The 13,845-nt window shown below is 51.7% G+C and carries 12 protein-coding genes and 1 pseudogene; 8 read left to right on the forward strand and 5 right to left on the reverse strand.

Going from position 1 to position 13,845, the window contains the following annotated elements; translation table 11 throughout:
- Positions 1–56: 56 nt before the first annotated feature.
- Positions 57–838 (reverse strand): annotated as a pseudogene (locus tag O4H49_RS20625) (IS5 family transposase).
- A 316-nt stretch (positions 839–1,154) separates the two neighbouring features.
- Here O4H49_RS20625 and O4H49_RS03000 point away from each other — a divergent pair.
- Positions 1,155–1,325 (forward strand): hypothetical protein, encoded by a 171-nt coding sequence (locus tag O4H49_RS03000; RefSeq protein ID WP_269421929.1) that lies wholly within the window; start codon positions 1,155–1,157, stop codon positions 1,323–1,325.
- On the forward strand, positions 1,322–1,990 hold the full coding sequence (locus tag O4H49_RS03005) for a Fic family protein (protein ID WP_269421930.1): 669 nt from the start codon (positions 1,322–1,324) through the stop codon (positions 1,988–1,990). Before O4H49_RS03000 ends, O4H49_RS03005 begins: the two co-directional genes overlap by 4 nt.
- 631 nt (positions 1,991–2,621) lie before the next feature.
- On the opposite strand, the gene O4H49_RS03010 is transcribed toward O4H49_RS03005, so the two are convergent.
- Entirely contained in the window at positions 2,622–3,455 is an 834-nt protein-coding gene (locus tag O4H49_RS03010) for a hypothetical protein (RefSeq protein ID WP_269421931.1), read from the reverse strand.
- A gap of 504 nt (positions 3,456–3,959) precedes the next feature.
- Between O4H49_RS03010 and O4H49_RS03015 the strand changes: the two genes are divergently transcribed.
- From O4H49_RS03015 to O4H49_RS03030, 4 genes are all read left to right on the forward strand, one after another.
- On the forward strand, positions 3,960–4,895 hold the full coding sequence (locus O4H49_RS03015) for a dihydrodipicolinate synthase family protein (protein ID WP_269421932.1): 936 nt from the start codon (positions 3,960–3,962) through the stop codon (positions 4,893–4,895).
- A gap of 5 nt (positions 4,896–4,900) precedes the next feature.
- Entirely contained in the window at positions 4,901–5,128 is a 228-nt protein-coding gene (locus O4H49_RS03020; RefSeq protein ID WP_269421933.1) for an aldehyde dehydrogenase family protein, read from the forward strand.
- A 24-nt stretch (positions 5,129–5,152) separates the two neighbouring features.
- Positions 5,153–6,526, forward strand: coding sequence for an NAD(P)/FAD-dependent oxidoreductase (locus tag O4H49_RS03025; RefSeq protein WP_269421934.1), 1,374 nt, complete (start codon positions 5,153–5,155; stop codon positions 6,524–6,526).
- Between the two features lie 295 nt (positions 6,527–6,821).
- Positions 6,822–7,619 carry a DNA helicase gene (locus O4H49_RS03030; protein WP_269421935.1) on the forward strand — a complete coding sequence of 266 codons (798 nt, stop codon included), beginning with the start codon at positions 6,822–6,824 and terminating at the stop codon, positions 7,617–7,619.
- Here the strand turns inward: O4H49_RS03030 and O4H49_RS03035 are convergent.
- Entirely contained in the window at positions 7,585–8,793 is a 1,209-nt protein-coding gene (locus O4H49_RS03035) for a PLP-dependent aminotransferase family protein (RefSeq protein ID WP_269421936.1), read from the reverse strand. The two genes, O4H49_RS03030 and O4H49_RS03035, sit on opposite strands and share 35 nt — an antisense overlap.
- A 192-nt stretch (positions 8,794–8,985) precedes the next feature.
- Between O4H49_RS03035 and O4H49_RS03040 the strand changes: the two genes are divergently transcribed.
- Both O4H49_RS03040 and O4H49_RS03045 read left to right on the forward strand, forming a co-directional pair.
- Positions 8,986–9,960 (forward strand): AraC family transcriptional regulator, encoded by a 975-nt coding sequence (locus O4H49_RS03040; protein WP_269421937.1) that lies wholly within the window; start codon positions 8,986–8,988, stop codon positions 9,958–9,960.
- 128 nt (positions 9,961–10,088) lie between these two features.
- A complete protein-coding gene (locus tag O4H49_RS03045) occupies positions 10,089–10,379 on the forward strand; it encodes a putative quinol monooxygenase (RefSeq protein ID WP_269421938.1) in 291 nt (96 codons plus the stop codon).
- 129 nt (positions 10,380–10,508) lie between these two features.
- Here O4H49_RS03045 and O4H49_RS03050 read toward each other — a convergent pair whose 3' ends face one another.
- The gene (locus O4H49_RS03050; RefSeq protein WP_269421939.1) at positions 10,509–12,191 is read right to left on the reverse strand and encodes a hypothetical protein; all 1,683 of its coding nucleotides are present in this window, start codon (positions 12,189–12,191) and stop codon (positions 10,509–10,511) included.
- Positions 12,192–12,208: 17 nt separating this feature from the next.
- Complete coding sequence (locus tag O4H49_RS03055) at positions 12,209–13,279, reverse strand: hypothetical protein (protein WP_269421940.1); 1,071 nt, start codon at positions 13,277–13,279, stop codon at positions 12,209–12,211.
- Positions 13,280–13,845 lie beyond the last annotated feature (566 nt).

Consider the following 13,845-nt stretch of genomic DNA (forward strand, 5'->3'; position numbering starts at 1 on the left):
GGTCCAGCTCATTAAAGGCACTATGTCACGGGCACAGCAATTCTTAGGGTGTGGACTCAATTGATCCAACATTTTATGGAGAACAAGAATAGCATGTTTAGAAAATTTGCTCCCTTTTTCTCAAATCTTGTTGCCAGCCGCCTCATATCCTTAATTTTACAAAAGAAACGCTCGACAATATTCCTCATTGCATAAAGGTTATTATCGTGAGGGATGGGCTTTTTGGCGTTACTTTTTGTGGGGATGACAGCCAATGCGCCTTCATCAGCGATAGCTTTTCTGATTTTCTGACTGCTATAAGCCTTATCAGCCACAATGGCCAGAGGTGGTACTTCCCAATCAAGGAAATCAGGCATCAGCTTGCTGTCATGAACGTGACCACCACTAATCGCAAGACGGATCGGGCGGCCTTTCTGATCTACGGCCACGTGAACCTTACTTGTCCGACCTCCGCGTGAGCGGCCAATACTTTCCGCCAGTTCCCCTTTTTTGACCCAGCCGCTGCGCGGTGTGCCTTTACAATAGAACCATCAATAAAAATCAGGGCGTCTTCGCATTCTTCAGCCAAAGCATCAAATATACCCTTCCAGATACCGCGTTCTCCCCAACGGACATAACGGTTATAGACCGTTGTGTGAGGGCCGTAACGCTCAGGAAGATCGCGCCATGGCGCGCCTGTGCGCAATATATAAAAAATCCCGTTCAGAATAACCCGGTCATCCCGACGCTCCGGACCACGGCCTCTTTTCGGTAGTAAAGGCTTAATAACCAACCATTCTGCATCGCTTAAATCAAATCTTGCCATATAAAACTCCCTAAGTTGGGAGTTATGAATCATAAAAACTCATATACTGCAAGGTGTTGAATTGGGTTCACACCCTAAATAAATCATTTTGGGAAGCCTTTACTTATAGATCTAGCCCATAGCTGCGTAAGACCTGAAATTAATCAAATAAGCATTCTACATATAGACGAAGGAACTTGGGTCTGCGGCCAAGAAATATTTCAAATGGCTAAATTGTTGCTATATGTATACACTTTTACAAATAAATTAAATTTATGAAAATTTTAATTCTCAAGGCTAAAAATTTGGTTTATTGACTTTATCATACAAGAGACTCAAAGATATAATATCTAGATTAATGGAGCACCCAATGACAGAAAACTTAAAACAAATGCTTGAAAGGGCAAGCCGAGTTAATTTAACCGGTGAACAAAAAGAAATACAGCGCCGTAGCTTTGCATATGGCAACGCAAATATTGAAAATGAACGGGTTACCAGAGAGATCGTAAATCAAGAAGCTGAAAAATTAGTTTCAGCATGAGTGATCCAAATCGCAACAGGCATACCGTTGCGCAAGCTTTTGAATTGGTTGCCGATCCTGAGAAAAAAGCCCGTATTGAAGCTCGCAATGTTTTGCTTCAATACGATATGGCTAAAGAGATGGTCGAAAGTGGTTTTGGCGAAGGTGCTATACCTTTCGTTTTAAGATCATCTCATATTCTTCGGTTGCATCAGAGAGCACTAAAAAACGTTGAAACATTTGCTGGGACTTATCGCAACACACCTGTTGAAATAAGCAAAAGTAAACACACGCCTCCAGAATCTTTCGAAGTAGCTTTACTCATTGAGGAGATGTGTAATTACATTAAAAGCAATGGAGATAAAACACCTGTTCATCTCTCCGCTTATGCAATGTGGAGACTTAACTGGATTCATCCATTTTCGGATGGGAACGGTAGAACATCTCGCATAATATCTTATATGGTGCTTTGTAACGCTCTAGGCCATTGGGTGCCTGGAACACGTACTATACCTGACATGATAGCAGATAATAGAAAGCCATATTATGAAGCTTTAGAGAGTGCTGATTCAAGTCTTCGAGATACTGAGATTGTTGACCTTACAGAACTTGAAGAATTATTAGCTAATTTACTTTCAAGACAACTCGTGAATGTTTTGGGTGATGCTACGGGATCTTCACTTTAAATTTTTAATTTTCTGGGCCATAATGTTTTTGATTATGGCTTATGCCTCCCCCCCTTCCAATCGGGAAAGTAAACGATATATGGGGTTCAATCATCGTTAACCCGATTGCTAGGGACTGGGCATCAGGAGGTTTTAATATAAAGTTGTCTGTACCGGTCTATTTTCTGAAACGTTGTGTCAAAGCTTTGTTGCGCGAAAAAAATCATTCCCTTTATAAGGCGCTTGATCAGCTTTCTGCCCGGGAATCTGGGGTGATTTACCTTACTTGATTTACTGACCCAACTAAATCCGGGTGATCCTCGGTTCCATTTCCCAGATTGACCGACCCTACAACCTGGCGGAAAAAGCATGTCTGGATCTTGAGGATGTTCGTTTGCCTAACTTTCTGGATCTCGGCTTCTTTGACAAGGCTTGTTGCATAAACAAGAGCAATATTCAGATTAAATGCTATTGAACTGGTGATTTTCTTTTGAAAAATAAACAATCCCGGAACAGGCTCTGATGAGCATGGTAATTTTGGCCTTTTGTCAGAGTTAGGCGAGGATAGTTCTAACCCCTTCAGGCGCTGTTCCTGCCGGACAGTTCGCCGATTGTAACGAGTGTATCGGGGCAGGAACTTTGCTGTCGGGGTCTAAAACAATGGCAAGCTGAGGGAGGTTTTCCCTTCGCTTTTGTCTGTACTCAGGCTTCCGAAGGTCCATTTGGGAATATTGACCAGGGGTGTGAAAACCTGAACCCCGTCCAGATCGTCGTATCCAAAGACAAAGAAGTTGTCTGGTTTCCAGGCGTCACTTCCGCTGATCGAAAGTGTCATACTTTCGATCTCGTGTTTAAAGAAGCGATTTGTCTCCTGGACTTCATAAAAGTTGGCCTGTGCAGTGCCATGATTGCTCTGTCCTTTGGCTTTGAGCACGCTGTCCAGATAAAGGGTGCCATTTTTCCCGACGACTTCAAGGCTGAGTTTGTTGTTCGTGCCGCTGTCGTGCGCACTTGCTGTCGTCATAAGCACAAGCAGATTGCTAAACAATAACGGGGTCGGCTGTTTAGCCCTTACCGCCGGGCTGTTCGGGCCATAAGCCCGGGGCAAGGCGGCAGAGAAGTTGCCTTCATTCGGATCGGTCGAGAGGGTAAATTTTATCTGTTTGTTATAGGCCAGGGGCTCGACTGCACCCGAGGTTGTTTCTCCCCAAAGGAAGAAGGACTCTGGCCGCCATAAATCATCGCCGCGAATTGCAATGCGGATTGATGAGTCGGTCAAGCTGTCAGGATAAATGCCCCCGGCGACATCCAGTTTGTACAGATTGGCCTGTCCCGCAGACTGGTCCTTTTGCGCCGTATCTTTAAAGGTATGGAAAACCAGATCATAACTATAGTCATTAACAATAAGTACAATGGGGCTATCGGTTGCGCTGTTTGCTACATCCCTTGTGATCATTGCCGTCCAAATAGATTTTAACATTTCCATGAAAATATCCGCCTTTTCGTAATTGAATTTAAGGATTAAAATTAAAAAATATTACACAACCAAGCATTGCAGGTATTTTTTATTTAAGCAATTCAATAGTTGTATTTTGAATTTTCAGAAGAGGTGATAATCTGGTCGCGGATAAATTTGTAGAAAAAATTTGAACGTCGGGAATAATGAAAGAAATGCCCCTTTATTTAAGCCGTTACTACGATCTTCAATGACCTTTTGATGCTGCGCGACAGGTTAAAAATATTTTTCGGCTGAAGAGAGAGGGGAGCGCATTTTAGGATAGGAAATTGGTAACAAAAGTCCGGGGCGGTATTCCGGAATAAATCAGAAGAAAGACCCCTGCCAATCTGCTGTGATCAATAGGGGGTCATTGTGATGCATTTTTATGAATACAAAATGTATACATATCTGTAATCTCTCCTCCAGACCGACTTGTTCTGTGGTTCAGCGCTACAGAATCCTGGTTGATGTACCGGATTTACAGGAGGGTGTATGACCCCGCATAAAACAACGTCCCCGATCATGACATTCGAGGGGATATATACGCCCCTTGTCACGCCTTTCCACGGGGATGGCAGCATCAATTTTGATGGTCTGTCGGCTGTGATTGAAAACCTGATCGACAAGGGCGTACATGGCCTGATCTCGGGTGGATCGACGGGTGAAAACTATGCCCAGAGCGTAGAGGAACGGCTGGAAATTGCCCGCTTTACCCGGGAGCAGATCAAGGGACGTCTGCCGCTGATGGTCGGCACCGGGGCCATGATGACGCCTGATTCAATCGCGCTGGCCCGCGGCGCGCGCGAGATGGGGGCCGATGCCCTGCTGGTGGCAACGCCGCCCTATTCGGTGCCAACAGAAGAGGAAAATGCCCACAACGCCCTGGTCATCGACCGGGCGGCTGATCTGCCGATCATGCTTTATAACTATCCCGGTCGTATGGGCGTCCCTATGTGCGAAAGCTTTCTCGACCGTGTCGGGCGCTCGCGCAATGTCTGTGCGATCAAGGAAAGTTCGGGCGATATCAACCGGGTGCATCTTCTGGCCCGGGATTATCCGCATATCCAGATGGCCTGTGGCATGGATGATCAGGCGCTGGAATTTTTCGCCTGGGGGGCGCGCAGCTGGGTCTGTGCCGGGTCAAACTTCCTGCCCGAAGAACACATCGCGCTTTATCAGGCCTGTGCGGTTGAGGGAAACTTTGACAAGGGGCGGCGGATCATGTCGGCGATGATGCCGTTGATGCGGGTGCTGGAACAGGGCGGCAAGTTTATCCAGTGTGTCAAACACGGCGTGACCCTGAACGGCATAGACACCGGGCCAATGCGCCCGCCGCTGCGCGGGTTGACCAAAGATGAGGAGTGTTCTCTGGAACAGATTGTACGGGAGTTGAAAACCACAATTGCAACAATCCAGACCGAGGGCTGATTATTTTGGCCTCGATCTTTACCAGCCACGCAAAACGAGCGATGCGCGGTGCGCGGGCGCTCAAGGCAGGCACCGTCACGGTAAACAGTTTTGGCGAAGGTGATATCACGACACCTTTTGGCGGGTATAAACAATCGGGCTTCGGCGGACGTGATAATTCTGTTCATGCCCATGATCAATATACCCGGTTAAAAACCTTCTGGTTTGATCTGGCCGATGATAGTGCTCAATAATGTTGCAGCAGACGAGATAACTGAATGACACAGCCCAGGGTTCACGGTAATCAGACGAAAACCTATACCGCAAAGCGGCTGCCCCGGCACAATGGCCTTGCTGCCTGGCGCGATATCCTGCCGCCGCTAAAGGCTGCTGCGCCACTGGAACAGGATATCACCGCCGATTTTGCTGTGGTCGGTGCGGGCTTTGCCGGACTGTCAGCGGCCCGCCGTCTGGGCCAGCTTAATCCGGGGGCAAAAATCGTGGTGCTGGAGGCCGGGGCGCTGGCCGAAGGAGCCGCCGGGCGCAATTCCGGTTTTATGATCGACCTGCCGCATGATCTGGCCTCGGATGACTATGCCGGACAGGGCGAGCAGGGCGATCGGGAAATGATCCGCCTGAACCGTCAGGCGATCGACTTTGCCCGCGAGGCCGTGGCTGAATACGGCATCAATCCGGCCTATTTTGATCCCGTCGGCAAGGTCAATGGCGCGGCCAGCCCGGCAGGCGTGGCCCACAACGCGGCCTATGCCGGACATCTGGCCCGGCTGGGTGAACCTGCCGAAGTGCTTGACGCCCGGGACATGGCCGATATGACCGGAAGCAGCTATTACCTGTCCGGGCTCTATACCCCCGGCACGGTGATGCTCCAGCCTGCTGGCTATATTCAGCAACTGGCGCAAGGGGTCCGGCAAAAGGCCACAATCTATGAAAACAGCCCGGTCACCAGCTTTGCCCGGCTTGGTCCGGACTGGCAGATCAACTGTCCGCAGGGCAAGGTGACCACGCCGAAAATTGTTCTCAGCGTGAACGGCCATCTGGAAAGTTTCGGCTTTGTCCCCGGTCGCCTGATGCATATCTTTCTTTTTGCCGCCATGACGCCGGATCTGGATACGGCTGTGCTCAAGACACTGGGCGGACGGTCCCGTTGGGGCATCACCCCGGCAGACCCCATGGGCACAACCCTGCGCCGGATTGACAGCGCCCAGGGCGGCAACCGGATCATCACCCGCAGCTGTGCAATCTTTGCCCCGGATATGCAGACCTCGCCGCGGGAACTGGCCACGGCACAAAAGGTGCTGCACAGGAAATTCGCGGCCCGGTTCCCAAACCTTTCCGGCTTGAAAATGGACTACAGCTGGGCCGGGCACCTGTGCTTGAGCAAAAACAAGGTGTCGGTGATGCGCGAGCTGGAGGAAAACGTCTTCGCCGCCTGTTGCCAGAACGGACTGGGCACCACCCGCGGCACCCTGACCGGCATGGGCGCTGCCGAGCTTGCCAGCGGCCAGACCAGCGACATCACCCGCGCCTTTGCCACACAGGCCGTCCCGGAAAAGCTGCCCCCGCAGCCCTTTTCCAGTATCGGAGCCACCGCCTACCTGCGCTGGAAAGAATGGCGCGCGGGGAAAGAATAGGGGGGCGAATAGCCCGCCTTGCTGGGGGTAATGAGGCGAGTTGGAGAGTGGGCAAGATTTTCGAACTTTACCCAATCTTGGACTTTCTGGTTTGGGTTGGGCGTGGATGAAGGCCGGTTTATGGGTATTGTATTTTTCGTTTTAATGACGATAATACTTTCTGGCCGTGGCCCGTGCCTCCCCCCTCCAATCGGGAAAGTATATGACATGCGGGGCTTTATCACCATCATTGAGCCGACTGTTGGCAGCACATAAGGAGGGATTGTGATCACTGCCCTGAACAGGAGGTTTTTACATGAAATTGTCCGCCCCTCTTTATCACCTGAAACGTCGGGCCAAAGCCCTGTCGCGTGCGAAAGCCATTCCCCTTCATCAGGCGCTTGATCTGCTTGCCCGTGAAGAAGGAATCAACAGCTGGAGCCTTCTGGTCGCCCGGATATCTGGTCAGAAACCGGAAGGGATATCCGAAGAGACAGCTGGCGTGGCTTCGGCTCAGAACCTGTTATCAAGCCTGATTCCCGGAGATCTGCTGCTGCTTGGAGCCCGACCTGGCCATGGGAAGACACGTAAAGGACTGGAGCTTATTGTCGAAGCCTTGAAACAAGGCCGCCACGGTGTGTTCTTCACGTTTGAATACAACAAAAAAGATATCGAGCATCACTTTGCAGCCATAGTAACGGCCAGCGTGGGGGAAGGGGGGAGCGAAGAGGTACTTTCCAGCCAGAATTTTGTCTTTGAAAATTCGGATAACATCAGCGCGGCCTATATCATGAAGCGCCTGGCCTCTGCAGAAAAGGGAACAGTGGCCGTCATTGATTATCTACAGCTTCTGGACCAGAAGCGGGATAATCCGGAACTCTCGGTCCAGATAACTGCTCTGCGATCCTTTGCCCGGGAAAGGGGTGTAATCCTTGTTTTCCTCTCTCAGATCGACAGATCCTTTGAGCTGACAGGCAAGCCCTGCCCGGACCTTGAGGACGTTCGCCTGCCCAATCCGCTTGACCTGGGCCTTTTTGACAGGACCTGTTTCATGAACAGGGAACAGGTCCAGATCGGAACTATACCGACTTCAGCAACAGGCCGAGGCGTTTGATGCCTTCGTTGATGGTGGCTTCGTTTGCCTGGGAGAAGCTCAGGCGCAGGGTGTTGCCGTTGGAACCGTCGGCGAAGAAGGCGCGGCCGGGGACAAAGGCGACCCGCTGGGTCTTGATTGATTCCGCCAGCAGTTCGGCCCCGTCGAGGTGTGCGGGCAGGGTCAGCCAGACAAACATGCCACCTTCGGGGCGGTTCCAGCTCACGCCCTCGGGCATGTGCTGTTCCAGTGCCGCCAGCATACAGTCGCGGCGGGCGGAATAGGCGGCAGAGATCTTGGCAACCTGTTTGTCAAAGCCCTTGGCCGCGACCTCGTGGATCGCGATCTGGTTGACCGTCGAGGAATGCAGGTCGGCGGCCTGTTTCATCAGCACCAGCTTGGAGATCACAGGCTTGGCAGCGCAGACCCAGCCCACACGCAGGCCGGGGGCCAGGGTTTTGGAGAAGCTGCCGCAATAGAGTGTCCGTGTCTTGTCGATGTGACCGTTGCGTTCGATGTCCAGCGCCAGGATCGGCGGGATCGCCTCGCCGTCATAGCGCAGGGACTGATAGGCGGCGTCCTCGATCACCGGAATGTCGAGATCGGCGGCAAGGTCAAGCAGGCGCTCGCGCCCCGCGCGGTCCAGGGTATCGCCCGTCGGGTTGGCAAAATCCACCGACATATAGGCGAACTTGATCCGGCTGTTCTTTTCCGCAGCTGTTTCACGGTATTCCTTGGCCGAGCGGTTGCTGTTGGCCACCAGGCGGTCGTACTGTGGCTCGTAGGCGTTAAAGGCCCCCAGCGCGCCCATATAGGTCGGCCAGCGCACCAACGCGGTATCGCCGGGCGACAGCAGCAGCTTGCCCAGATAGTCCAGCGCCTGTTGTGAACCTGATGTGATCAGGATGTTGTCGATGTCGCAGGGAATGCCCAGATCGGCCATCTGTCCGGCGATCCACTGACGCAAGGGCGCATAGCCTTCGCTGACGGAATATTGCAGTGCCGTGGTGCAGAGCCTGCCGCCAAGGGTATCGGCAAAGGCCTGCTGGAATTCTTCAGCGGGGAAAAGCGCGGGGTCGGGAATGCCCCCGGCAAAGGAGATGATATCCGGCTGGTCCAGCAGCTTCAGCAGCTCGCGGATTTCCGATGCCTTCATCCGCGAAGAACGCGTGGCAAATACCTTTTCCCAGTCCATGACCCAACTCCCTTTAAATGAGAGCCTAGCAGTACTTCAGGAAGCGCGATTATGTCAATAATACTGATCAACCCGAGGCGGGTTTATTGGCGGTTACATGAGAGGGCGGCAAGCTGTGGCTTGATTGCGACCTTATGGAGCTTGCGGGGGGCTTTGTCCGCTTGTTAGCTTTGTGCCATGACAGATTTAAAGATGAAACAGCAGATCCCGGATTATTGCAAAACCAATACCCTGCTTATTCCTGATTCCCTGTTTGATATGGCGGATGCCTTTCCGGTTATGACCAGTCGGGATGTGGCCAGAGGAATGACGGGAAAAATATCGGGGGATGTCGGCGGACATGCAGCGATTTTTTACAAATGCATTGCCAGGGAAATGCGGGGGATCGAGTTTTATACCTCTGCCCCTTGTCTGGCTTTTGTCCTCAGCGGTGAGGAGACCTTTACCTCATTTGATGGTGAGGAGATCCTGCTGAAAGCAGGAGAGATGCTGATGATGCCGAAAAATCTCTATATGATTTCCGACTTTGTCAAAGGTGACGGGGCGTTGCAGGCCTTTCTGTTTTTCTTTGATCAGAAAACCATCGGGGAATTTATACAGCGTGCGCCTTATCTGCCCAAACGGGCCGGGGGCGAGGAGAGGCAGGGAGAAAAGCTTGCCTTGTCGCCCTATAAAATCTCTGCCAACAGCGCGATTTCCGGCTATATGGAAGCCTTGCATCTTGTCTATAGAAACTATAGTGGAACAGCGAATCTTTTGCGTCTGAAGTTGTTGGAGCTCTTGTCGCTGGTTGATGCGTTGGATGATCGCAAACGGCTTCGAGATTTTCTCGGTTCTGCGCATAAACATGCCGAAAAACGCAATATCCGGCATCTGATGAAAGAACACTGTTTCCACAATCTCTCGGTGCAGGATCTTGCGGTACTTTCAGGGCGATCCCAGGCCAGCTTTACCCGAGAATTCAAACGTCAATACGGGGTTTCTCCGGTAAAGTGGTTGATCAATACTCGCTTGGAAAAGGCACGAGGACTCATCCGGGACAGTTCACACTCAGTCACCGAAATCGCGCTTCTGGTCGGCTATGACAATATTTCCTATTTCATCAAGGCTTTCAAAACACGTTATGGCATGACGCCGAAAAAGATGCGGGCGGAACTTCTCTGCTGAAAAAACGGTACTTTTGCCTTTTTGCGCATATTTCATCGAGTGGGTTTGTTCTATCTCTAAGGCTGTTTCAGGTCATGAAGCCGTTTTCCAGAGTGTACCTAACCAGAATGAACCTTAGGAGTGTTGCTATGAGTGTATGGGCCTGTTTGTCATTGAAGGTCAAACAAGGGAAATTTGAAAAGCTGCTGCCTTTTCTTGAGGCCAATGTTCCGAATGTACGGAAATTTCCCGGCGCGTTAAACGTGTCGATCCTGCACGACGACGAGACAGACCAGTTTCTTGTTTTCGAGGAATGGGCCTCGCGGGATGATCATCAAAAGTATATCGAGTTTATTTCGCAAAATGGTGTGATGACCCAATTGCTGGCCTTCATGGAAGGACCACCAGAAGTGAAATACTATGCAAAAGTGCCAGTGTAGTTTGCTGGAGTAATCTGATCGGAGTGATCGCCAGTGTGATAAACGCTGTTCGGGACACATACTACAGCTATGCGTCCCGAACAGACTGTCTCACGGGATTATCTTCACCGGAATAATATTCACCGGGATTTACTCCTCCTCGATTTCCAGTTCTTCGATTTCCAGTTCTTCCGGGCAACAGCAGTCGCCGAAAACTTTTTGATAAAGGAGAGCCTTGTCTTTCGGGTCGCTCAGGCTTTCGATGATGGCCAGGGCCTGTTCCATCTTGTCGTTTTCCAGATGGGCCTGTTTGTTCGCGGCTTCCTGGAGCTGGATGTTGTAACAATCCAGCGCTTCGCCCTGACCCAGCAGCGCATCGACAATAACCGATGGTGTACGCAGGATGCGGTGTTTGACGCTGAGGATAATGCCCTCGACACTTTTGTCGCGGTAAACCTGTTTCAGATCGCCGCGTTTCTTGACGTACTCGTATTTGCTTTGTGAGGCCGAAGGGTTGATGCAGTTTTTGTTGGTGCCCTTGACAAGTTCGATAAAGCTTTCGCGGTTGCCCTGATAATCCGGGATATTGCACAGGTGCTCATAGATCCGGTTTTCTTCTTTTTTGGCTTCGGCCGGGCTGTCCATAACCTGTCTGAGCAGGTTGCCGATGGAGGAGAGATTGGCGGTGCGGCGGCGTTTGCCCATGCCGTTGTCATAGATAAAACTGACCCCGTCGAGATAGGTGAGGGTGAAATATTCCTGCAGCAGCTGGCGGAAGACAAAGTTCAGCACCCGGCTGCGGTTGATGTTTTCCAGCGTGCGGGTGATGGTTTCTTCGGTGCCGCTGCTGGTGCTGGAGCTGGTCTCGGTGTTGACCTCGACCTGGCGGGCGGTGTCTGCGGTCTGGACGTGGTGATCGACCGCGCTTTCCAGACTGGAAACCTGGCTTTCTACGGCTTCGGTCGCGGTGTTGACCGATGAGGCCCCGCCGCCCGCATCGCCGCCAAAACTGACAATGCCAAGATTGACCCCGACGTTGGTTCCGGCTTCGACCGACATACTGTCGACATCGGTTTCAGAGGAACTTTCGGTCTGCTGGGTGGTGTTTTCCACGGTGGTTTGCAGCTCTTCGGTAACGGACTCGCTATAGCTGTCGAGCACGCTTTCGGCTGATTTGCTGGTTTCCTCGTTATGGGTATAGCTTTTGAGCGAGATGGTGGTGGTTTCGCCCGGCAGCAGGCTGAAGGTCTTGAGGGTCTGGCCCGCGCCATAATCCCCGAGGTACGAGGCCATCTTCATCCGCATGATCATATAGACCGCGGGCCTGGCCTGTTTGGGGCGCGGGACAAATTTCAGGCCTTGCCGACCGCTGAGACGGGTATAGAGCTGCGGTTTGTAGCCATCGTTGATCCGGTTGGCGATATAGCTGGTGGAAAAGGGCAGCTCGCCCGTGGAAACCGGAATGTTGCCCGATTTCATCACCAGCCCCGAGTTGGTTTTGCGTTTAGCGGTGACCGTTGTGGCATTGAGATTGATACTGAGGCTCTGCAGCTCGGGCAGGGGGGAATACTGGTGTCCGGTCAGAATGCTTTCGATGCTCTTGACCCCGAAGCTGTCATCTTTTTTCAGCTTGTCCAGCTCGCCCCAGAAATCGTCCCTGGTCAGTTTCTTCTCGACCGCCTTGAACTTTTTCGGCGGGATGTCGAGCTTGATAAAACTGACCACGTCATAGGTGGTCGATTGCGGCAGGTTGTAGTTGAGGATCGAGGCGGACCCCGCTTCATCCAGTTTGGTCAGGGGCTCTTTGGGGATGCATGATGTGCTGTCACTCATGGTCGATGCTCTCCTGTTTAATTGCTGTATTCTGATTTGACCGGGCAACGGCCCGTCGCGGGATCAAGGCTCCAGGCTTCGATATAGATTTCATAGGTCTGAGGGTGAAAAGCGGTGCCATCGGGCAGGGTGATGATCTTGTTTTCGATCTGGTGCATGTACTTGTCCTTGATCTGGAAATTCTCCAGCAGGCCCTGCAGTTCGGGAAAGGTCTTGTTGATCTCCTTCATGAGGCGCTTCTTGCCGGGGACCCAGCCTGGCAACAGTTCGTCGAAGGAAATACCGACGGTCTGGGTCTTTTTGTCATCCGGATCTTTTGAAAGTTCATTCCATTCAAAATCACCTTCGTCATAGCCCCAGTGTTCCCAGCTGTCGACGGTGACCTGCCAGCGGTTGAGCGGATCAGCCGGATCAGGAGGGGAGGGAGTACTGGTCACCGTGACCTTGGCGACAACTGTAATGGTCCCAAGCGCCTGTTTGATGGGCAGCTTTTCATCCGAAGGCAGCAGGATATTGAAATCGAAAAAGATAGTCTCACTTCCCCCGGAATGCAGCGGACTGATGGCGGGGGTGATGGTTTCAATTCCGCCGTCCGGGCGGGTCAGGCTTGCGCCCTTGGCCGGGTGCAAAGCCGTGGGATTATCCAGTCTTTTCTGGATCGCGCCTTCCAGAATGACCGTCGCATTGGCACAGACCAGTCCGTCGAAATTGGGCAGATTTCTGATTGTGGTTTCTGAGATGATGGCACGCCGGGCCAGGGCATCAAAGGTAAAACTGCCGGGCGCAGCAAGAGCAGGTTGGGTCTGATTGAGGTAGAGCCGCAATAACTCGGCAGCCATCTGGCTTTTCTGGTGATGTTCAAGATAGTAGGCGTACATCACGCCGATCTCGACAATATCCTTGTCGTCGACCTCGGCCAGGGTGCTGATGGCCGTCAGAAGTTCAATGGCCTTGTCAATGGAATAGCTTCGACCAAAAAGCCGTTTGAACTGGCTGTTGATAATATCTCTGGCCCATTTGGGCAGCGAGCTGCTGGCCGGGCCGAGAACCGGGGTGTCGAGAACCGGGGTGGCTGTGGGGTCTGCCATAGCGTTATGTCCCCTTCATGCCCTGACAGGAAAAGGGTCCTGATCACGGCAACCGACCTTTAGCCGGTGGTGTGTCGGGGATGCTCTCAGGTACTCTCCCGACATGGATAATGCGGATAGAACAAAGGCCTGGCAAAGCGAGCGGTATATAAAGTGAAACCCGGTTATCTGATCCCCTGCAACACATGGTTTCTTGTGGTGGCTTCTCGGGATTTCTTATCGCGATTGCTTTTCGCAATTACAGGGCCGGGAGGCTTTATTTTTGCCATAGAAGTAACAGCCATAAGTATTAAACCACAAAAACCTTGCAATAATGAAGTGAAAAAAATCCAATTTCCCGGGGAAAACGACGCTGGTTTAATATTCCCTTAAGAGCGGGCGACGCATAATTACAGCGTTTAAGCGTATGCGCTTCTGATTAAGAAAACAGGGAGTTTCATTTGGTTTTCCCATGATTTTCTTTTCAGGGGATGGATGTTGCGTCACTCACCCCCCTATGTGCCTGACCCCAATTGTCACGCTTGAGGAGCCCCAATGATGATCAGTCCAGGCAGGACCAGAAAAGC

It is taken from the genome of Kiloniella laminariae, assembly GCF_027214005.1.
Lineage (GTDB): Bacteria > Pseudomonadota > Alphaproteobacteria > Kiloniellales > Kiloniellaceae > Kiloniella > Kiloniella laminariae_A.

Coding starts and splice junctions, on each gene's coding strand:
- O4H49_RS03000 (WP_269421929.1), top strand. CDS start 1,155: ATGACAGAAAACTTAAAACAAATGCTTGAAAGGGCAAGCCGAGTTAAT.
- O4H49_RS03005 (WP_269421930.1), top strand. CDS start 1,322: ATGAGTGATCCAAATCGCAACAGGCATACCGTTGCGCAAGCTTTTGAA.
- O4H49_RS03010 (WP_269421931.1), bottom strand. CDS start 3,455: ATGGAAATGTTAAAATCTATTTGGACGGCAATGATCACAAGGGATGTA.
- O4H49_RS03015 (WP_269421932.1), top strand. CDS start 3,960: ATGACCCCGCATAAAACAACGTCCCCGATCATGACATTCGAGGGGATA.
- O4H49_RS03025 (WP_269421934.1), top strand. CDS start 5,153: ATGACACAGCCCAGGGTTCACGGTAATCAGACGAAAACCTATACCGCA.
- O4H49_RS03030 (WP_269421935.1), top strand. CDS start 6,822: ATGAAATTGTCCGCCCCTCTTTATCACCTGAAACGTCGGGCCAAAGCC.
- O4H49_RS03035 (WP_269421936.1), bottom strand. CDS start 8,793: ATGGACTGGGAAAAGGTATTTGCCACGCGTTCTTCGCGGATGAAGGCA.
- O4H49_RS03040 (WP_269421937.1), top strand. CDS start 8,986: ATGAAACAGCAGATCCCGGATTATTGCAAAACCAATACCCTGCTTATT.
- O4H49_RS03045 (WP_269421938.1), top strand. CDS start 10,089: ATGAGTGTATGGGCCTGTTTGTCATTGAAGGTCAAACAAGGGAAATTT.
- O4H49_RS03050 (WP_269421939.1), bottom strand. CDS start 12,191: ATGAGTGACAGCACATCATGCATCCCCAAAGAGCCCCTGACCAAACTG.
- O4H49_RS03055 (WP_269421940.1), bottom strand. CDS start 13,279: ATGGCAGACCCCACAGCCACCCCGGTTCTCGACACCCCGGTTCTCGGC.